The organism is Pontibacter sp. 13R65, from assembly GCF_047525655.1.
In the GTDB taxonomy this organism is placed as follows: Bacteria; Bacteroidota; Bacteroidia; order Cytophagales; family Hymenobacteraceae; genus Pontibacter.
In genome coordinates, this window is sequence record NZ_JBLIQL010000008.1 from 103874 (window position 1) to 124740 (window position 20867).

General features: G+C 43.6%; 15 protein-coding genes. 7 read left to right on the plus strand and 8 right to left on the minus strand.

The genetic code is table 11. The annotated features are described in order from the left end of the window. Positions 1-50: 50 nt before the first annotated feature. The 3 genes from ACMA1I_RS11835 to ACMA1I_RS11845 all read right to left on the minus strand — a co-directional run bounded on the left by ACMA1I_RS11835 (position 51) and on the right by ACMA1I_RS11845 (position 4904). Positions 51-2579: a hypothetical protein gene (locus tag ACMA1I_RS11835; protein ID WP_337068547.1), complete on the minus strand. Its 2529-nt coding sequence runs from the start codon at positions 2577-2579 to the stop codon at positions 51-53. Between the two features lie 298 nt (positions 2580-2877). Beyond that, complete coding sequence (locus ACMA1I_RS11840) at positions 2878-3426, minus strand: hypothetical protein (protein WP_337068548.1); 549 nt, start codon at positions 3424-3426, stop codon at positions 2878-2880. A 20-nt stretch (positions 3427-3446) separates the two neighbouring features. Continuing rightward, complete coding sequence (locus tag ACMA1I_RS11845; RefSeq protein WP_337068549.1) at positions 3447-4904, minus strand: NAD(P)/FAD-dependent oxidoreductase; 1458 nt, start codon at positions 4902-4904, stop codon at positions 3447-3449. A 482-nt stretch (positions 4905-5386) separates the two neighbouring features. On the opposite strand from ACMA1I_RS11845, the gene ACMA1I_RS11850 reads away from it, so the two are divergent. Then, a complete protein-coding gene (locus ACMA1I_RS11850; RefSeq protein ID WP_337068550.1) occupies positions 5387-6049 on the plus strand; it encodes an HAD family phosphatase in 663 nt (220 codons plus the stop codon). Between the two features lie 89 nt (positions 6050-6138). Here ACMA1I_RS11850 and araA read toward each other — a convergent pair whose 3' ends face one another. The 5 genes from araA to ACMA1I_RS11875 form a co-directional block, all read right to left on the minus strand. After that, entirely contained in the window at positions 6139-7638 is a 1500-nt protein-coding gene (gene araA / locus ACMA1I_RS11855) for an L-arabinose isomerase (RefSeq protein WP_337068551.1), read from the minus strand. Positions 7639-7721: 83 nt separating this feature from the next. Next, a complete protein-coding gene (locus ACMA1I_RS11860; protein WP_337068552.1) occupies positions 7722-9596 on the minus strand; it encodes a sodium/sugar symporter in 1875 nt (624 codons plus the stop codon). Between the two features lie 569 nt (positions 9597-10165). Continuing rightward, positions 10166-10864, minus strand: coding sequence for an L-ribulose-5-phosphate 4-epimerase (locus ACMA1I_RS11865; RefSeq protein ID WP_337068553.1), 699 nt, complete (start codon positions 10862-10864; stop codon positions 10166-10168). 8 nt (positions 10865-10872) lie between these two features. Then, positions 10873-12597 (minus strand): ribulokinase, encoded by a 1725-nt coding sequence (locus ACMA1I_RS11870; protein WP_337068554.1) that lies wholly within the window; start codon positions 12595-12597, stop codon positions 10873-10875. Positions 12598-12672: 75 nt separating this feature from the next. After that, on the minus strand, positions 12673-13398 hold the full coding sequence (locus ACMA1I_RS11875) for an NUDIX hydrolase (protein ID WP_337068555.1): 726 nt from the start codon (positions 13396-13398) through the stop codon (positions 12673-12675). Positions 13399-13938: 540 nt separating this feature from the next. Here ACMA1I_RS11875 and ACMA1I_RS11880 point away from each other — a divergent pair. From ACMA1I_RS11880 to ACMA1I_RS11905, 6 genes are all read left to right on the plus strand, one after another. After that, the gene (locus ACMA1I_RS11880; RefSeq protein WP_337068556.1) at positions 13939-14718 is read left to right on the plus strand and encodes a glucose 1-dehydrogenase; all 780 of its coding nucleotides are present in this window, start codon (positions 13939-13941) and stop codon (positions 14716-14718) included. Positions 14719-14887: 169 nt separating this feature from the next. Then, positions 14888-15544, plus strand: coding sequence for a DsbA family protein (locus ACMA1I_RS11885; protein WP_337068557.1), 657 nt, complete (start codon positions 14888-14890; stop codon positions 15542-15544). Positions 15545-15893: 349 nt separating this feature from the next. Next, positions 15894-16253, plus strand: a complete 360-nt coding sequence (locus ACMA1I_RS11890) for a DUF1801 domain-containing protein (protein WP_337068558.1) — start codon at positions 15894-15896, stop codon at positions 16251-16253. A gap of 804 nt (positions 16254-17057) precedes the next feature. Beyond that, on the plus strand, positions 17058-17741 hold the full coding sequence (locus tag ACMA1I_RS11895) for a response regulator transcription factor (protein ID WP_337068559.1): 684 nt from the start codon (positions 17058-17060) through the stop codon (positions 17739-17741). After that, a complete protein-coding gene (locus ACMA1I_RS11900) occupies positions 17738-19129 on the plus strand; it encodes a HAMP domain-containing sensor histidine kinase (RefSeq protein ID WP_337068560.1) in 1392 nt (463 codons plus the stop codon). The genes ACMA1I_RS11895 and ACMA1I_RS11900 overlap by 4 nt, the downstream gene beginning before the upstream one ends. Before the next feature lie 134 nt (positions 19130-19263). Then, positions 19264-20835 (plus strand): SulP family inorganic anion transporter, encoded by a 1572-nt coding sequence (locus ACMA1I_RS11905; RefSeq protein WP_337068561.1) that lies wholly within the window; start codon positions 19264-19266, stop codon positions 20833-20835. Positions 20836-20867 lie beyond the last annotated feature (32 nt).

The following is a 20867-nucleotide window of genomic DNA, read 5'->3' on the forward strand; positions in this document are numbered from 1 at the left end:
TGCCTCTCTGCTATCGCGGCTTCGTGTTTAAAAGAAGGTTTTTGAGGCCATCATTTCCATTCTACTTTAATATTTTGAATCATGGTGGGGGCACCACCGTTGTATTGAATACCAAACCCGCCAAACGTATTCGGGCTTGCATTAGTGCTTATATTTACTTCTTTTACAACTTCCGACCTATCTTGTGGAGCTTGGTAAGAGGCTGAGGTGGTAGCATGTGCTACCAAACTATCCTTTTTAAACTCTATTGTAATGGTGCAGGGTGTTCTATAGCTGGTTGTAGTAACAGGCTCACTAATTGGAGTAATTTGACCATTCTCATATTTTACAAAAATACAGTCCACGGCATCGTGGTATTTCGTTGTCCGGATAAAGCGAAGTCCGTAGCCCGTCATAGTTTGCGTGTCGAATTTCAGCAGCACGTCCATGTAAAGGTGTGCAATGCTAAAGCCTTGACCAGCCGTTTTATAGGGAGCTACGGTCATGGTCATTTTCATGTCGCCATATTCTTTTCCGGTTGGCGTGTAGAGCAAGGTGCCACTGCGACCTTGTAGCAGGCCAACCATATTAGCTGCTCCATCCTGGCCTTCGCCATAATGCCAGGCGTCCTTTTCCCTGTTCACAGGGTAAGCAGCAGTATTTGCAGGAGATTCAAAATGATCGAAAGTCCAAAAGCCGGGGAGCTTCTCAGGCTGGTTGCGCGTGGAGGTGTTTTTAAAATCAGTCGCTAACACGCTGACATCAGTTTTTACATCCTTGAAGGCAGTGGGTCGAGTCATCACAACACGTACTGCTTCACCTATGTTGCTCCTGATATGTTTTGGAGCCACTGTTGCCATCAGGAAATAGCCAACATCTCCTGTCGACAGGTCATACTCCTGCAAGGGATTATTAAAGCGAGACACGGCAACTTCAATGGGATTGCTGCCTTTGGCATCGATGCAGCGGTACCAGGTTACCAGCGATTGGTCTGCAAACTTTGTGTTAAGGCTGTAGGTTAAATGGAGTTTACCGTTTTTGGCTTTGGCAATGGCTGGAGCAACAAGAAAAGAAGGTGCCTCCAAAATAGCGGGAGCGACCTGCACCACACTGGCAGCTTCTAAACCAGAAGCTGTAGAGGCGACCACCATTACTTTTTTGGTCTCAACCAGGGTATTGGTCGGAATCACCGTGCAAACTGATCCATTGGCATTCACCTGTAATTTTACAAGCGAGGCATGCTCCGGGGCTACGCTCCACCTTATTATTTCTGACCCTTTGATTTCGTAGTTGCCAAACCGATTTACCTTGGCGGTTAACTGTACATCGTTTTTTTGTGTCTCAATGGTAACGTTGGTAGGAGAAACAAGCATTTGTACCGGCAGCATGGTGAGTGGTTTTTTATGTTCCTTTTCTGCAGCCAGTACCACTTCTTTTATTCCCATTGGGTCCCATCCATCGTCCCCGCTGAGCAGGTTATAGGTGTTGTAATAAGCCTTTCCTTGGTATTCAAAAAAATAGGCATTCAATAAGGGTTTACCGCCCATTTCGACAGTGGCGGCTGTATCGTTTAAGCCAATGAACAAGGGCTTACCATTTTGAGAAACTTTGTACTGGTAATTGCGGGTCTCAGCTGTTACTACATCGCGCCAGCCTACATACGTTTTGAGCCCAGTTATAAACCGGGTGTCTACCACGGAAACCTGGCCGTTTGCTTTGGTAAAAAATTGTTTGTCGTGTGTAAAAGACCTGATTTCTGAGCCCAAAAGCACGGCTCCTGTTCCGGTAGTGTGGTAAAAAGGTTTAGAGCCATACACGTCTAAAGTGGAATTGAGGTAAACACCGGTGCCGCACAAGGCATCGTCGGTAGACTCAAAATGGCAACGGTCGAAGAGTACGCGTTTGCCGCCAACGAAGGGGTTCAGATTCAACCTGCTGACAAAACGGGTATTGCGAGCTACAATTTTATCGCCATTACAATGTATGAGCTGCGCCTGCACAATTGCCGAGGCTCTCTTCTGACGGTTTAATGCTGGCTTGAGCGGGTACACCAGATCGATGTTGCAATAGTTGCCAAAGGTGATGTTTTCGGAGCTGGTACCCTGGCCTATAAATTTAAACATAGTAAAATTGCCTTCTGCCCCAATGGTTTGTCCGCGATTGGAGGCAAGCACCACATTTTCGGCTTTTTCGGATAAACCGAAAAATCGCAGCCACTCGCAAGCTATCTCAAGTCCATAAGGTGGAGCACCGGCTGTTTTAGAAACACGCACCGCCGGATCATCGGGGTTATCGATCCAATAAACGTAAGGGGCCAGGTAAAGAACCATGGGTGCGTCCTCTGTACCATTGGTTAGGTGATCTGCTGCTTTATTTACCGAATTAAACACATAAGGATATTTTGCTGCCTCTTCATCAGTAAGCTGTCCATCAATAAAAAAGGATTTTGGACCTAGCATGATTTTTTGGCCTTTGTATACAATATACTTTCCTTTAAACTCTATGGGGTTGGCTTTATCTAGGGGCTTGTATGGCAAAAGTTGCGCTTTACAGCAAAGCACAACAAAGAAGCACAAACTGATCAGAATCGCTTTTTTCATGGATACAAGTATAGGTTAGGCTATAAAGTTGCCATAGAATGAAAGCCATGGCAGTATGAAGGTACTATTCCGCTTCGGAACACCTACAGCCACACAAGGTGATAATTCTCCCTTTAGTGCCGCAGAGTTTCCCGCTGATAAAGCGAAGTGTGATAACAGGAAAAGATGGTTGAAAAATGCAAAGCCTGTGGTTACTAGTGCTCCACAACGGCAAGAATTAGGCTATGCATAAACCAATATACAGAAATTACATTTACAATAGAATATCTTCTAATAAATAACTAAAAACGGTACTTTTTTATTCTGGCCAGCTTTTAGGCAGCTTCTCCCGCGCCTGGAGTATAGCAATTTTTCCGTGCAGTTGCTTCAGTATGAAATTTATGTCACTTTCGTAGTCTGTATACAAGTCTTCATGGAATTTTTGAAGTTTTCCCAACACTACCTGCATCCGCTTTACCAAGTAGACTTGTAGTGTATCGGCACGAAACAATTGAGTGACTATGAAATCTGTGTGCAGCTCCAGGCAGAGGCGCAGCATGTATAGCGTCAGCTGTACTTCTCCTTCCTTGTCTTTTGTGTGCTTTACGTGGCGGGTTATCTCACCGTTGAGCGCGCGCAGGTCCATCATCAGATAGCCTGGCGAGTAGGGCTCGTAGGCTAACATATCATCAATACGGCTCTTCAGTTCTTCCCGGCGCTGTGTCAACGACTCACCTCGCTCCACCAACTCGAACTGCAGCCGCTCCACCAGGTCGGGGTTTAGCCGGAGTAGCCGGTAGAGCAGTTTGTCTTTTTCCGTATGGCTAAGCTTGCTGATAGCTTGTTTGAGTTCAGGAGTTAAAGACATACATCCCTCAGGTTACCTAATTATTTCAGACTAAGCGGTTTCAGACCGAAAATATCTTTCAAAGCACGACTGGCTGCATGGTATCCGCACATGCCATGTACACCTCCGCCAGGCGGAGTGGAGGAGGAGCAGATATAAAGTCCCTTTGCTGACGTTCTGTAAGGGCTGGGGCGCAGGGCTGGTCGTGTAAAGAGTTGCCCGATATCAATAATGCCTCCATTTATATCACCGCCAATATAATTAGGATTATAGGTTTCCATCTGAAGCGTGTTCAGGGTATGCCGTTCCAGGATACGATCGCGGAAGCCAGGCGCAAATCGCTCCACCTGCTGCTCTATGGCAGAAGTCATATCTGCTTGCGAGCCGTTAGGCACATGACAGTAGGCCCAGGCAGTATGTTTGCCATCGGGAGCGCGGGAAGAGTCGAATAAACTTTGCTGAGCCAGCAGTACAAATGGTTTTTCCGGATGGAGGCCGGCTGCTGTTATGCTTTCTGAAGCAGCAATTTCTTCTAGGGTGTTACCAATATGTATAGTACCAGCTTCTCTGCATCCTTCAGCTGTAAAAGGTATAGGACCGTCTAAAGCCCAGTCTATTTTAAACACGCCCATACCATAACGATAGTTACGGAGCTGCCACTGGTACAGCGAAGAAAACTTATGCCCGGCAATTTGGAGCAGCTGCTTTGGAGTTACATCAAATAGCACTGCATGCGAAGAGGGCAACTGTTGTAGCGATTGTATATAAGTTCCAGTCTCTATTTTACCGCCCAGCGATACAAAATAAGAAGCCAGCGCATTGGCAATGCTTTGGGAACCGCCTTTTGGAACGGGCCATCCTCTCAAATGCCCTACTGCCATTAGCACCAGACCTATAGCGGAGGTAGTAATATTGCTTAGCGGTTGAATGGAATGTGCCGCCATACCAGCCCAAAGTCCGCGTGCTTCCATTGTTTCGAAGCGCATTTTGGCCAGCAACTCTGCCGAAGTAAGGGCATTGAGCCCAAATCGCGCCATGGCAAACGGGTGATTCGGAAAGGTTAGCGGGCCTAAGGTTGAAGGAGCAATACGGGGCCAGTCGGATACAAGTGGTTTTATCAGCTGCAGATAAGATTCTTCGTCGGCCCCTAAAAGCCGCGCAGTTTCGGCTACCGATTTTTTCAGAACAGCTGCCGTGCCATTGTCGAATGGGTGAGCTGCGGAAACAGGAGGGGTAATGTACTCCAGCCCATGCTCCTGTAGCGGCAAGGCTTTGAACAGCGGAGACTCAGCAGCCAGGGGATGTATGGCAGAACAGATATCGTGGACAAAGCCAGGCAGCGTGAGCTCTGCTGAACGCAGGCCGCCACCAATAGTGTCTTTTCCTTCTATAACTAAAACCGAAAGACCGGCTTGCTGCAAGGTAATGGCCGCACCCAATCCATTGGGGCCAGATCCCACCACTACGGCATCGTAATCTCTTTTCTCGAGGTTTCTCAAAATGAATTTTGTTTAAGGCAGCTACTGAAGAACTAAAGCTGCTGTACGATCTTGTACTGGTCTATGACTTGTGTACGCGCAGCTGTAAGTTCTAAACAAATATAAGACAATACTGTTTTTATAAGCTGAAATAGTTAAAATTTAACTTTAAAAAGTTTGTATTTAAAATCTCTGTTACTTCTCAAATTCTTCTAATGAAAGTGGCCTTCTGGAGGGTTTTGAAAGATTGCGGATACCAGACTTTACACTCTTTCTAAACCTCATGTTTTCTTTTCTTGCTTTAACACCCATTTGTAGTAGCTGAAAGATTCTACAGTATACATCTTTCGAATCAGCCATTTAGCAATTAACCATCAAACTGTTTCAATAACAAAGATTGGCCGAAGATGTGCTAAATCAGATTTAAAGGAGGCATTTATAGAACCTTTTGCTGTAATTTTCGGAAAGATGTTTTAGATTGCCACAAACAAGATTAACAAGTTATGAAAGTAGTACCCAAAGCACTTCTGTTTGATTTAAACGGAACCATGATTGACGATATGCATTTTCATACAAAAGCTTGGCATCAGATTCTGAACGAGGATCTGGGAGCGGAGCTGACATATGAGGAGGTGAAGGGCCATATGTATGGCAAAAACAGTGAAGTATTAGCCCGGATATTTGGGAAGGAGCATTTCCCCGAAGAAAGGGTAACAGAAATATCTTTCGAGAAGGAGAGAAGATACCAGAAGGCTTACTTCGAGCATTTGAAGCTTATTCCTGGTTTGGATGCCTTTCTGGAGCGGGCGCATGAGAAGGGTATCAAAATGGCTGTAGGCTCTGCGGCTATTCCTTTCAACATCGATTTTGTGCTTGATAACCTAAACATCCGCCAGTACTTTGGAGCGGTAGTTAGTGCCGACGATGTAACCGAAAGCAAGCCTGATCCGGAGACATTCTCAAAGGCCGCTGAACTGCTAGGAGTAGAGCCTGCTGTTTGTATTGTGCTGGAAGATGCGCCCAAAGGTGTAGAGGCAGCCCAAAATGCCGGCATGCAATGCGTTGTGCTTACTACCACCCATGAGAAAGAAGAGTTCAGCGACTACGACAACATTATCTGTTTCGTAACAGACTACAACGACCCTTCTGTAAAAGAACTATTTTAGCCTCTGGAAGGCCTTTTTTATTTGAAAAATTTCAGCTAAAACAAAAAGAGCGGGCCTAAACCCGCTCTTTTTTATGACCTTTCTATCAACTATCGGAACAGTTGGAAATAAGCTTCGCTCCAGCGCAATTCATTCTTAAGTTGGCTTAACGTAGTATCTTTTCCTATTCTTACACACTCAATACCAGCCATTTCAGCAAAATCTTCTAATTGCTCAGCAGAAATATTCTGGCTGTAGCAGGTATGGTGAGCACCACCGGCCAGAATCCAGGCAGCAGCGCCAGTCTTCATGTCAGGAAGTGGTTTCCAAAGTACACGTGCCACTGGCAGTTTTGGTAATTCTTCTTGCGGACCAACAGCCTCTACCTCGTTTACGATCAGGCGGAAACGGTTACCCATATCCACTATAGAAGCATTCAGGGCAGCGCCTCCTTTGGCATTAAATACCAGGCGAACAGGATCAGCTTTGCCACCTATTCCCAGCGGGTGAATTTCGCACGAAGGTTTGTCTGCAGCCAGACATTCGTCTACTTCCAGCATGTGCGAACCTAACACAAGCGAATTGTTCGGGTCGAAGTGGTAGGTATAGTCTTCCATAAAGGCATTTCCACCTTCCAGGCCGCTTCCCATTACTTTCATGGCTCTTACCAGGGCTGCTGTTTTCCAGTCGCCTTCGCCGGCAAAACCATAACCTTCGTTCATCAGGCGTTGAACTGCAATACCTGGTAACTGTGGCATACCATGCAGGTCCTCGAACGTGTCGGAGAAGCCTTTGTAGCCACCTTGTTGCAGGAACGTGCGCATGCCAATTTCAATTTTGGCTGCTTCTCTTAGAGAGGCACGTTGCGAACCACCTTCTTGAAGTGTCTCCGCAATGGTATACTTTTCTTCGTACTCGGCAACTAAGGCATCTACTGCCTCTTCGCTTACTTCATTGATTACGGCTACTAGGTCACCGATACCGTGTGTATTCACAGCGAAACCAAACTTCAGTTCAGCTTCTACTTTGTCGCCATCTGTTACGGCTACAAAACGCATGTTGTCGCCAAAGCGCACAAATTTAGCTCCTTGCCAGTCGTACCAGCCACAAGCTACACGGCTCCAGTTGCCAATTTCTTTTTGCACCTCTGCTTCCTGCCAATGACCTACAACCACTTTGCGGTTAATGCGCATGCGCGATACCATAAAGCCAAACTCGCGGTCGCCGTGTGCACTTTGCGTCAGGTTCATGAAGTCCATGTCGATGGTGCTCCACGGAATGTCACGGTTAAACTGCGTGTGCAGGTGCAACAATGGCTTTTGTAACACTTTTAGGCCATTGATCCACATTTTGGCAGGAGAGAAGGTGTGCATCCAGGCAATTACGCCAACACAGTTCTCAGCCACGTTGGCTTCCTGGCAAATTTTAAAGATTTCTTCTGTTGACTTTACTACCGGTTTAAACACTACCCGAACGGGTACATCGGCAGACTGATCTAGTCCTGCAGCAATTTCTGTAGAATGCGCATCTACCTGTTTCAGCGTCTCTTCGCCGTAAAGGTGCTGGCTACCTGTGATGAACCAGACCTCAAATTGTTTTAAATCTATCATGATAATAATTGTCTAATCTACAATAACAAATAAAGGCTAAAAAAAGGTGTTTACCAACTTTACATTAGTAAACACCTTATATATTAATGCCAAAGGAAATAATAAATCAGGAACAGGATAACGATAATACCGGCAGCACCCAAATTAAAAGGAGTAGCCGTGTTAAACAGTGTCGGATCTGATACAATGGCACGCTTATCTGCTAGTTCCAGACGTGCATTGGTGTATAATACGATGCCGATCACTAGGAGGAAGGAGCCCAGGAAGTAACCTGCCTCAATAGCCAGGTGGCTGTATTCTGTTGCATAAATTAAAGTAAGAACAAGTGTCAGCGCACCTAGTACAAAAAAGATGTATGAATAGGTGGTCAGCTGACGCTGACGTCCTGGTTCCGGTAAAGGCATTTTAACTTTAGCGCCTTTTTCAGCAAAGGAGATAGCACAGGCAATTACGCAAAGGATGATGAAAACATACCCCATGCGCAGCAGGAATGGCATATCCGGGCTAACGATCTTGAAAACAACCCCTGCCGGAATGGTAGCAATAGCTGTCCAGAGAGCAGCATTTGGCGTAATTTGTTTCCAGAAAAGTCCCATACCAAACACGGCTACCACACCAGGGTAAATATAACCTGTATACTCCTGAATGTACTGGAACACCTGGTCAAGTGAAGAAAGCTGCGGAGCTACCAAAGCTGCAATAGAAAGAGCCACTACAGCTACCAAACGACCTACACGTACGAGTACTTTGTTGCTGGCATTCGGGCTAAAGTAAGGCTTGTAGATGTCCATGGTGAAGATGGTAGAGGTACTGTTTACCATAGATGCCAGTGAAGATACAATGGCAGCAGCAAGTGCGGCAAAGGCCAGGCCTCTAACGCCGGCAGGAACAAAGTTCTTCAGTAACCATGGGTAAGCACCGTCCGATTTGCTGATGGTACCAATTTCTTCTATTGATTTGCCCAGAATGGCAGAAAGTTCCTCTGGCGTATGCGCATTAAGCAACACATAAGCAGTGATGCCCGGAATAACCACAATAATAGGCATAAGGAGCTTCAGGTAGCCAGCAAACAAAAGACCTCTCTTAGCTTCGTTAATGCTTTTGGCAGCCAAACCTTTCTGAATAATGTATTGGTTAAAACCCCAGTAACCTAAGTTAGTTGCCCACATGGCACCTGCAATTACGGCTACACCTGGTAAGTCAATAAAGGCATCCTTCTGACCTCCAGACCCGTCCGGAATCATCAGGTGGCCTTGCGGAATAATCATAGAGAAGTGGTCGCGGCCTTTTTCATAAATATTGCCTAAGCCAGCAAATATACCGGCACCTTCACCTACAGCATCGAGGGCCAGGAACGTGGTAACCAGACCACCGCCTACCAGGAATACCACTTGTATAACGTCTGTCCAGGCGACTGCTTCCAAACCACCGTAGATGGAGTAGATGGCAGAGAAAAGGAGTAACCCAATAATGCCATACACCAGCGGCACTCCCATTATCTGCTCCATGGCAAGAGCGCCCAGGTAACTAACCGAAGTCAGGTTCACGAACACATATACCAATAACCAGAAAACAGCAAATGCGGTACTCACACCTCTGTTAAAACGCTCATTCAGGAATTGAGGCATGGTATAAATGCCTTTGTCGATAAATACTGGCAGAAAATATTTGGCCACTATAATAAGGGCGAGAGCAGCCATCCATTCGTAAGCCGATATGGCAAGGCCAATAGCAAAACCGGACCCGGAGGTGCCAATAAAGTGTTCTGCCGAAATGTTTGCTGCAATTAGTGAGGCGCCCACCGCCCACCAGGTGAGCGATTTATCTGCCAGGAAGTACTCCTGTGCCGTCTTTTCCACCCCTTTCTTCGATCTTGATACCCAGAGTCCCATAAAGATGATGACACAGGCATAGAGAATAAAGACGATGTAATCTAGTGTTGAGAATCCAGAATTCATTTGTCAGTTTTTGTGTTGTGTGAGTTTGTAGTTGTTTAAACAGTTTTTTGAATTTGATTTAAATATAGGGATTTTCTTTTACGCCTCTCCTAAAAGATAAAAATTGTAGGCTGTTTTTTTCAGATCAAAGCGAATACGTATGTTCGTTATCTTTCTGGCGCTAACATGTGCGTCAGAAACTTGCTTAACCGTTAAACCTGCTCATAGCATATTAACATGGTGAAGCAAAAGAAAGAGAAGAACGCTTAAATTATTCTAATGAAATGGCCCTTCCTGAGATAATTTAATTAAAACAGGTTATAGGGTGAGGGAGCATGATTACCAGTTCTGCTTAAGTCTTAGTCGCATATAGGCTCTACTACAGAAAGAAAACAACTTAGGAAGACTAAATCTAACTTTGCAGTCAATCGGCAATGATGTTCAGGTAGTGCTTTAACAGAACGAGTGAACTTGCTGCTGGTAAAGGAGCAAACATATAAAACAAGCAGACCTGTTGCTCCAGTTTTAGGTTAAAGCAACAGGTCTGTTTGTCCTATTTAATAAAATGCAGTCATAAACTTACAGCATTATTATTGCCCATAATATGATCCTGCACCATGCTTGCGGTCATAATGCTTGCGGATAAGTGATTCCTGTAATCGCGGCACGCTTGGTCTGATTTGTTCAGTCAGGTAAGCCATACGGGCTACTTCTTCCACCACGGCACTGTTGTAAACTGCTTTTTCAGGAGTTTTACCCCAGGTGAAAGGAGCGTGGTTGCCAACAAGCACCATTTCCATTTCTTCGTAGCTCATGCCCTTGCTCTCGAGCGCATTCATTATCTGGAAACCGGTTTGATATTCGTAGTCTCCCTGAATCATTTCGTCGTTCATAGGAGGCGCACACGGTATATCAAAGGTGTTGTGGTCGGCGTGCGTGGTGCCGTAAATAGGAATGTCTCGTTGTGCCTGGGCCCAGGCTGTGGCATAAGTAGAGTGGGTGTGCACTATGCCTCCGATATTCCCCCAATGCTTATACAGCACGGCATGAGTTTTAGTGTCGGAAGATGGTCTTAAAGATCCCTCTACGGTGACACCGTCAAAGTCAACGATCACCATTTTCTCTGGCGATAAATCTTCATATGGCACACCGCTTGGTTTGATGGCGAACACGCCTAAATCGCGGTTCGCAGCACTTACGTTACCAAAAGTAAACAGAACCAGCCCTAGCTTAGGAAGCTGCATGTTTGCTTGGTAAGCAGCCTCTTTAATGTCTTGATATTTATCCATTTGTAAACTTATCTTACAACTTCTTCTTGAACATCTGAAATCTCTTCCGGCTTGGAGCCAACCGTTTGTTTTTCGATTGCATTTCCAAGCTCAGTAAATTTGCGGAAACGTTTGGCATACAAAGCAGCACGGGTGGCATCTGGTGTGTATTCTGCATCAAAACCCTGTCCCATAGCAGCCATGGCATCTTCTACCCGAGGGTAAATGCCTGCAGCCGTGGCGGCGAACATGGCTGCTCCAATAGCACAAGTCTGCTCAGATTTATGAATTCGGATTGGCATGTTCATTACATCAGCCATCATCTGCATGATAAACGGCGATTTACGGGCTACACCACCCAAACCAATAAGGCCTTTTACCGGCACACCCTGCTCAATAAATCGGTCTACAATTTTCTTGGCGCCAAAGCAGGTCGCTTCAACCAACGCTCTGAACACACGGGGAGCATCGCTGCCCAGTCCCAGACCAGCTATGGCACCTTTCAGCATTTGGTTCGCATCCGGGGTTCTTCTACCGTTAAACCAATCCAAAGCAAACTCGCTGTTTTCGGTTAGCGGAAGTGCAGCGGCCTGCTCTGCCAACACCGGAATTAATTTATCTGATAACTCTTCTGTAAGCGCTTTGGCAGTGGCTTCATCTAACACCTTAGAATTTGCCAGTAAATTTTGTAAAGGCCACATCATGATGCGCTTAAACCAAGCATAGGTATCGCCGAAAGCAGATTGGCCTGCTTCCAGTCCTATCATGCCAGGAATAACAGAGCCTGGAACCTGGCCACAAATTCCTTTCACCAAAGTATCACCAAATTCTTGGTTAGGGGCTACTACCATGTCGCAGGTAGAAGTACCCATTACTTTACTTACATAATAAGGCTCAATTTGTCCGCCAACAGCACCCATATGAGCATCAAAAGCGCCAACACCTACCACTACATCTGTAGTTAGGCCTAAGCGCTCAGCCCATTCCTGGCTCAAGTTGCCAGCCGCTACATCCGAAGAATAAGTGTCTTCAAATAATCTGTCGCGGAAACCTTTCAGAAGCGGGTCGAGTGAGGAAAAGAATTCTTCCGGAGGAAGTCCGCCGAATTCGGCTGCCCAAAGTGCCTTATGGCCGGCAGCGCATACGCTTCTTTTCATCTTAGACACATCGTTGCCTCCTGTTAAGAGGAAGGGAACCCAGTCGCAGTGTTCCACCCATGAGTATATGGCGCCACGAACCTTTTCGTCGGCACGCAGGATATGCAACAGCTTAGACCAGAACCATTCTGAAGAGTAAATGCCGCCAACAAACTGCAGATAATTAGTGTCGAACTTTGTAGCGTGCTGGTTTATTTCTGCGGCTTCGTTTACGCCGGTATGGTCTTTCCAGAGCACAAACATAGCATTCGGGTTTTCTTCAAAGCCGGGGAGCAGCGACAGGGGAGTACCTGTTTTGTCTACAGCCACGGGAGTGGAACCCGTTGTATCTACCGAAATGCCTTTTACAGCTTTTGCTATGGCAGGATCACCTGCTTTTGCCAGACATTCTTTGATAGTATATTCCAATCCTTCCACATAATCCAGGGGGTGCTGGCGGAACTGATTATCGGCGGGTACAGAAAATTCGCCTGCTTTCCAGCGTGGGTAATAATACACGGACGCTGAAAGCTCCTGCCCGTTGGCAGCATTAACCAATACGGAGCGCACAGAATCTGAACCGTAGTCTACTCCGATAACATAAGAATCTTTGTTCAAGGCTATAATGTTTTAAATTTGTGTCAAATTAACACTTAAAGATTTTAAAAAAAAGCTTGGGTCAGCTAATAAAAATTAGTTTAATGAAGTTTCGTTAATCAGAAATTTATCAGGTTTGGGAATAAAATTCAGAAACGCTTGAAAATCATCCAGATACTTGCTTTGATCCAACTTATAGTAGAAGGCTCCTTTTTTAGAGCTTTCCTTGTCTTTATCTGTTTGTTTTATAAGCAGCCCCGTAGATAATAGTTTTCTACTGAAGTTTCTCTTGTCTAAAGTAGTGTCGTAAAGCCCTTCATAGAGCGCTTGCAATTGCGGGATAGTAAACTTTTCTGGCAGGAGCTCGAACAAAATTGGGTGAAAAGCGGCTTTGTAGCGAAGGCTGTTTTTGGCCATCTCCACCATCTTTTCATGGTCGAAGATTAAGTTGGGCATTTCTTTTATAGGGAACCACTCCGCATGATATTCTTTGCTCAATTGTTTCTCATATTTATGAATGTCTATGAGGGCAAAAAAAGCCACGGCAATAGTTCTTTCCACCGGGTCCCGTTTTGGATTGCTAAATGCCTGCAACTGCTCCATATACACGTTTTCGAGGCCGGTAAGTTGTTTTAAGATCCTGTTAGCCGCCTGCTCCAACGTTTCCTCAGGTCTTATAAAGCCGCCCATTAAGCTCCACTTAGCTCTTTCGGGTGCAAAGCCGCGCTGCACTAACAATAGTTTATAGTTTTCACCATCGAAACCAAAAATAATGCAGTCAACAGCTACCAGTATGCGAGTCTGGCCAGAATATTTAATCATTGTAGGGGGTGTTGAATAAGTTTGCTCCTGCTATATTGAAGAAAAATATGCGTATTCTCAAGTCTTTTGAATACTTCTGTTGATTATTTCTGAATTTTATCAGTAAAAACATCATTTATATACCAATTAACTAGCGTTCGTATATTTTCTTATCATCAGAGGAGATTATATTTAATTTAAACTACCCATGAAATGATTTTAGATTCCTAGGCAGGCAGCAGGTGCTGGCGCAGCGATCGAATAAAACTTGCTGCTCGAATAACAATAAATTTACATGGTAATTACAACACAACTTAACTCGTGCAATACTAATTTAAAATAGGTTCAACTTAGTTGTACCGGCCAAAAACCTATATTGGGAATCACCCTTTCCATACAATAAAGCATCATTAGTCTTTTCTGTTCTATACGTAATATACATTTAGAAGTGTGTATTATACCCTTCATTTACTGTCTTCTTCTTGTTAATAAGACAAAGGTTGGTCCTATCTTACTAAACTCAAGTATAAATGGAAGAACTTACTAAATACTATCAAACTTATGGAAGAGTATTACAAAGGAAGAAGTATTCTAATAACAGGTGGCGCACAGGGCATTGGATTGGGTTTAGCCCTAGCATTCGCTAAGGCAGGAGCGAAAGTAATTTTAGCAGACCAGGATAAAGAAGCTGGGGAAGAGGCAGTAAGGATGCTGCAGGAGCAAAATCTGGAGGCCAGTTTTATAGCTTGTAATGTAGCAGATGAAAGCCAGGTAAAAATTCTTTTTCAGCAAGTTGAGGAGCAGCACCAGCAGCTGGACGCGCTGATTAACAATGCAGGCATTGCCAACCCAACTGTAGCATCATTGGAGGAAATGGAAATGTCTGTGTTTGATCAGGTGCTGGCAGTAAACCTTAGGGGGCCGGTTCTTTGTGCTAAATTCGCCTTGACTTTATTAAGAAAAGCTGCAAATCCCTGCATCCTCAACATTAGCTCCACCCGCGCCTTTATGTCAGAACCGAATACGTTTCCTTATTCTGCAGCGAAGGGTGGTCTGGAGGCCCTGACACACTCTCTGGCCATTAGCCTGACCGCGCCTTTGATAAGGGTAAATGCTATTGCACCCGGTTGGATAGAGACAGGCCCTTGGCAAAAGAAAAGCAAAAAAGCAGAACCACAGCACAGCCAGCTAGATAAGTCTCAACACCCGGTGGGCCGGGTAGGGGAGCCCTCAGATATTGCAGAAGCAGCCCTATTCCTTTGCTCCGACAAGGCTGGCTTTATTACCGGCCAAAGTTTGATTATAGACGGCGGCATGTCTGTTAAAATGATATATACCTAAATTTATAAATAAAGCCACTGGTGTTTAAAGCTTGTAAATGAGAATGTTATGCTAATATAAATTTTCAACAAAAGAAGAAGCTATTAACTGTTTCCTGTTTAAGACATCGTAGTATCAGGATTTTATTTAACCTAAAGACTATTCTCTACGATAAACAGGTAGTACTAATATGACTTCAATGATGATGGTTCCGATAAATCCTACCATACTTTATGTTACCAATCCCATGTGTCCGTGGTGTTATGGCTTTACGGCTACTATACGCCGGCTTAAAGCACTTTGGCACGGGAGGCTTCATGTTAAAGTACTGATTGGCGACATGGAGGCCTACGCTACTCAGCCTTTGCAACCTAACGAAAAAGAGCGCATGGCTGTCAGTTGGCATAGAGTACAACAACGTTCAAAACTTCCATTCGATTATAGATTCTTCCTGAACAAGAATTTTGTATACCGCACTGAGCCAGTATGCCGGGCATTGCTTTCTGTACGACTACTAAGACCTGTCCTTACTTTAGAGGTGCTTCGGGCCTTACACTCGGCCTTTTTTGCAGATGGCCTGGATGTTACTCAACCTGAAAATCTTGTAAAAGTGGTCCGGTTGTTCGGGATTTCTGAGAACTTGTTCTACACGCTGTATGAATCTGAAGAAATTATGGACCAGATAGAGCAGGAGTTTCAGTTAGTGGAAAGCATGGGGGCCACCCGTTTTCCTAGTGTGTACCTGGAGGGAAGACAAGGACCGGAACTGTTAACAAAAGGATATTGCGACCTTTTTGATTTAGAGGATAAATTACTCCAACGCCTGGAAATACTGCAGGGGCGTTAAGCGGCTTTCTGCTTCTGCTCAACAACTTGTTTAAGGCTCGAGAGTTAGTAGTGTAGCAATGAGCAGGATTGGGTTTTGCACTAAGTAATTCTAATGAAATTGCCCTTCCAGAGCTTTAATGAGGAATTCTCATTAAAGCTCTGGAAGGGCAATTATTTTTTGGTAAAAATCAAATTTTTTGAATACTGGTGTGGTACTTAAAAAAATGAGCGTTAGTTATTTAATGCTTTTCAACTTAGTTTAAATGCAGAAAACAAGTGCTGTTGGAAAAATAGAGTTTGCTAAATATTAGCAAATTTTTATATTTATACATTCATTAAGTTTCATTTATGCCAAGCATATAAAGCATATGAGAACCAAGACCACTCCAAATCAGGTAGATATTTACCTGAATACCTTGCCTCCAGACAAGCAGAGATTAGCCGTCGAACTGAGACGCATTATTCAACATGCAGTGCCACACTTAGAAGAAAACTTTCGGTGGGACAATCCATGTTATTTTTTTTACGGACCAGTTTGTTATTTCGCTTCCTCACGCAGCTGCCTGCACTTAGGTTTTTTTAAAGGTGAAGAACTGCCAGATCCTGCCAAACGGCTCGTGACCAGAAATGGTAGTTATCCTCATATTATCTTAAGAACTCTAGATGATATTGATCAGGCTTATTTTGATGAGCTTATAAAACAAGCAGTAGCCCTTAATCAATACTAAGCCTTTTGAAAATGGATAGGATTATAGAGTATTATTATGTCTGATAAAGCGATAGACAGTTGGGCTTCAATTCCCAGCCTTAATTAAATTTAAACAGAATATACAGTTGATAATTTCTTTGAGCTAAAGTAACAGGCGATGCAATAAATTAAGACCGTAGGCAAGGTGATCTAAGCACTTCCTTGCCTACGGTTGTTTTTTAAAAAAGAGTACTATATTTCTCCCAATCTCGAGGTTTCTCCTGGTTAGGCAATGGTTTGTTTCCCTTCTCCTGATCTCCACAATAGCCTAACAATTTTCTATTACCCTTATTTTAGCTATTTTACATGGATGAGCAACATGCTGCATGCGGAAAGCTTCTGCATGTACTTAAGCAGCAGGAACACCTTCGTACAGTTAAACTTTGTATTTGGTTAATGAACCTGCTGAGGTAGAAAGCCTTATCATTATGCCGAAATGCTGCAGTTTCTTCTTACTTGTTAAACTAAAGAAAGATGTACTATTATATTAAGCTACCATCACCACCGTTACACTTAGGAACTTTGACATATTCTTCGCGGATTATAGGCAATGTTTAAATATTTTAAAACTTTTTTAAGCCCTGCTTCTTAAACAAACAAATTAGAGCGCATAAACAATTGGCTGAAACAAGGAATTTCTAAGCTGTAAGAAATTATTAAAGGGTAAATTTTCCAGCACAATAGCATCAGACGTTTTTTTTATTCCGATACTTATAAAAATGGTAGTAGTATTTTAATAGAAAGCCATTTCAATTTCTTTACACATTAAATCAATTAAAACTAAATGAAAATATTGCTGATAGAGGATGAACCAAAAGTAGCATCATTTATAAAGAAAGGACTTGAAGAACAATCTTACGAAGTAGACCTTGCTTATGACGGTTTTTTTGGAGTAAAGCTTGCGTTGCAACACGACTATGATCTGGTGATTCTGGATATTATTTTGCCAAATGCAAGTGGACTGGATATCTGCCGTCAAATAAGAAAGCAAAACACAGTAGTTTCCATTTTGATGCTCACAGCCCTCGGCACAACGGATGATAAAATTGTTGGTCTGGATGCTGGTGCAGATGATTACCTTACGAAACCATTCGAATTTAAAGAGCTGCTGGCCCGGATACGCGCCCTCACACGGCGATCAACCGACGTGGTTCCGAGCGAAAAGCTGGTACTAAGCGACTTGGAAATGGATATGGTGAAGAAGACAGTGACAAGAGCGGGCCAGCAAATTACTTTAACAGCCCGAGAGTTTTCGCTTTTGTACTACTTGCTACGGAACAAAGGCCGCGTTGTATCGCGTGTAGATATTGTAGAGAACGTTTGGGAAACCTCCTTTGACACCGGAAGCAATGTGATTGATGTCTACATTAACTTCTTAAGAAAGAAAATCGACAAAAATTTTTCATCCAAGCTTATACATACCCTAGTAGGCATGGGTTACGTGCTTAAAGACGAGAATACCGTATGACCATTCGGACTAAATTGACTTTACAGTTTGCCACCATTTTTGCTCTTATTCTGCTGCTGTTTTCGCTGGTAATCTATTATTTTAACTCTCTTTACCGCAAAGACGACTTTTTTAACAGAATAGAACGACGGGCTTATGTTATTGCCAGGTATGTATTGGAGGCAGATGAGGTAGACCAGAAGACACGTCAGCAAAATCAGATTAGTTATTACCAGGTTTTACCCTATGAAGCTGTGCGTGTGTTCAGAGATTCTGGAGAGCTTGTTTTTTCAGATGGGAAGGAGGAAATAGACATAACTCCCGATATCCTTTCGAAGATCTTAGCCAGAGGAAAGTTTAACTATGAGGAGGGGGCTCGTCAACTGGTAGGTATTACCTACTCCGACAATCAGGGAGATTTTATAGTAATCGCCTCCTCTGTAGATGCTTACAATCTCCTGAAAATGCAGTATCTTAAATACATCTTAATCGGAGGATGGTTTGGTTCGCTGGTGGTTGTACTGCTGGCTGGATGGGCCTTTGCAAAAGAAGCTTTGCGGCCTATTACCAAAGTAGTAAGTGAGGTGGAAAAGATAAGCGCCTCGGAATTGAATACGCGCCTTAGCAATGCCGATGGTAAGGATGAAGTATCGCAACTGGCACAAACGTTCAATAACATGCTGAACAGGCTCGAACTGGCTTTTGACATGCAACGTACTTTTGTAGCCAATGCTTCACACGAACTCAGAACACCCCTTACCACTATGATAGGGGAGTTGGAGGTTGCCATGATGAGCGATCGTGAGCCGGAAGAATATAAGCGTGTACTCCGCTCTATTCTGGAAGATGCCCGTCTTTTAACTGAACTATCTAATGGTCTGCTGCAAATTGCTCAGGCCAGTATAGATCCTTCTAAAATTAAGAAAAGCTTTTTACGGCTCGATGAACTGGTTTGGCAGGCACGAGACCAGGCTATGAAACGTAACCCCCAGGCAAGGTTTGACATAAGTTTTAATAATTTCCCCGAAGAAGAGGACCGCCTTATAGTCAAAGGAAATGAAGCTCTTTTACTTATAGCCTTTGTAAATGTGCTTGAAAATGCTGTTAAATTTTCGCCAGAAGGCCACCATGTAATGGTTCTTATATCTGTTACCAAGACTGACGTATTGCTCAAAGTTAAAGATGAAGGTTTAGGTATTGCAGCTGCAGATCTAAAACACGTTTTCGTTCCTTTTTTCAGAGCTGGCAATGTCCGGAGCATTACCGGCCATGGCATTGGGCTGCCCCTAACAGAGCGTATACTGAAACTTCATATGGGGTATATCAAAGTCGCCTCCGAAATTAATTTAGGCACTGAAGTAACCATTTCGTTGCCACAAGCTTACGGCTTTATTCCTAACAAAGCTTGATTTTAATCTCGTTTTAATATCTTTTTAATTTCGATTTAATGTTCAGAAATTATTTTTGATTTTATCCTACAAAAGATTTTTACAAGTCGATTTTTTGTATTTTAAGATTATAAATTTTACATATTTTAATTTTCATGGACAACAACCCTAATAGACCAAATTACCTGGCGCACTTGGCAAAAGACATTCCTTCCGGACTTGTAGTTTTCTTTGTAGCCTTGCCACTTTGCTTAGGTATATCGCTAGCTTCCGGCGCTCCACTTTTTGCAGGTATTGTTACCGGTATTGTAGGAGGTGTTTTGGTGAGCTGGCTAAGTGGCTCCCAACTCAGCGTAAGTGGGCCGGCTGCCGGACTTACTGTAATTGTATTAAATGGTATAGCTACCTTGGGCTCTTACGAGTCGTTTTTGCTAGCCGTAGTATTAGCTGGTGTGCTACAGCTAATTCTCGGTTTTGTAAAAGCTGGTGTTATTGGCCTTTACTTCCCTTCATCTGTCATCAAAGGAATGCTGGCTGCCATAGGACTTATCCTCATTTTAAAGCAAATCCCACATTTTATGGGGGCAGACGATGATTTCTTTGGTGAAATGGCGTTTTTCCAACCTGATGGTCGTAATACTTTCTCTGAAATTGGCTACGCTTTTTCTAAAATTCAGCTGGGTGCTTTATTAATTGGATGTATTGCAATTGCCATCATTTTGCTTTGGGATAATCCTAAAATTAAAAGTCATAAAATTTTAAGCTTTGTTCCAGGTGCGCTAATTGCTGTATTAGTATCTATCGGAGTTAATGCCCTGTTCCTTCAATTTGTTCCCGAACTGGCGGTTTCCTCTACTCACCTTGTTAATCTACCTATCATCAATGGTTTTGGCGGTTTAGTTGATGAACTTACATTTATGAGCTTCGAGCAATTGTCAAATCCGTCTCTGTATGTGGTAGCTTTTACAATTGCTATAGTAGCTAGTTTAGAAACATTGCTAAGTGTAGAAGCCATAGACAAACTTGATCCGCACAAGCGTCGCACTCCAAATAACCGCGAATTAAAAGCCCAGGGTGTTGGTAATATAGTAGCTGGTTTACTTGGTGGCTTGCCAATGACAGCGGTAATTGTGAGAGGTTCTACTAACCTGGCTGCAGGTGCTCAAACAAAAGTGTCAGCCTTTGTGCATGGCTTGTTCTTAGCACTATCTGTTTTACTCTTAGCTGGTTTTATTAACCAAATCCCACTTTCTGCACTCGCGGCCGTTTTATTAGTAGTAGGTTATAAGCTTACAAAGCCTCTGCTGTATATAAATCAATTCAAGCTTGGGCATGAACAGTTTATTCCATTTATAGTAACCGTATTGGCCATTCTGTTCACAGACTTACTAATCGGAATCTTTGTTGGCCTCTCAATCGGTATTTTCTACATCCTGAAAGCAAATTACATCTCCCCATACTTCTTCCACAAAGAGGAGCATAAGAACAAAGAAGTAATACGCATCAAATTAAGTGAGCACGTGTCTTTCCTTAACAAGGCAAGTATCATTCTTACGCTCGAAAAACTGCCAAACGACAGCCATGTTATTATTGACGGTGCTAATTCAGAGTACATAGATTATGATGTGCTGGAAGCCATTCAGAATTTTAAAAAATCAGCTCCCGAGCGAAATATATTTGTTGAGGTAATAAAGGTTGATGACGTTCAGGTTACTGAAATGCACTAATCGCAAGCAAGCTTATAGTTTATATAAAAACT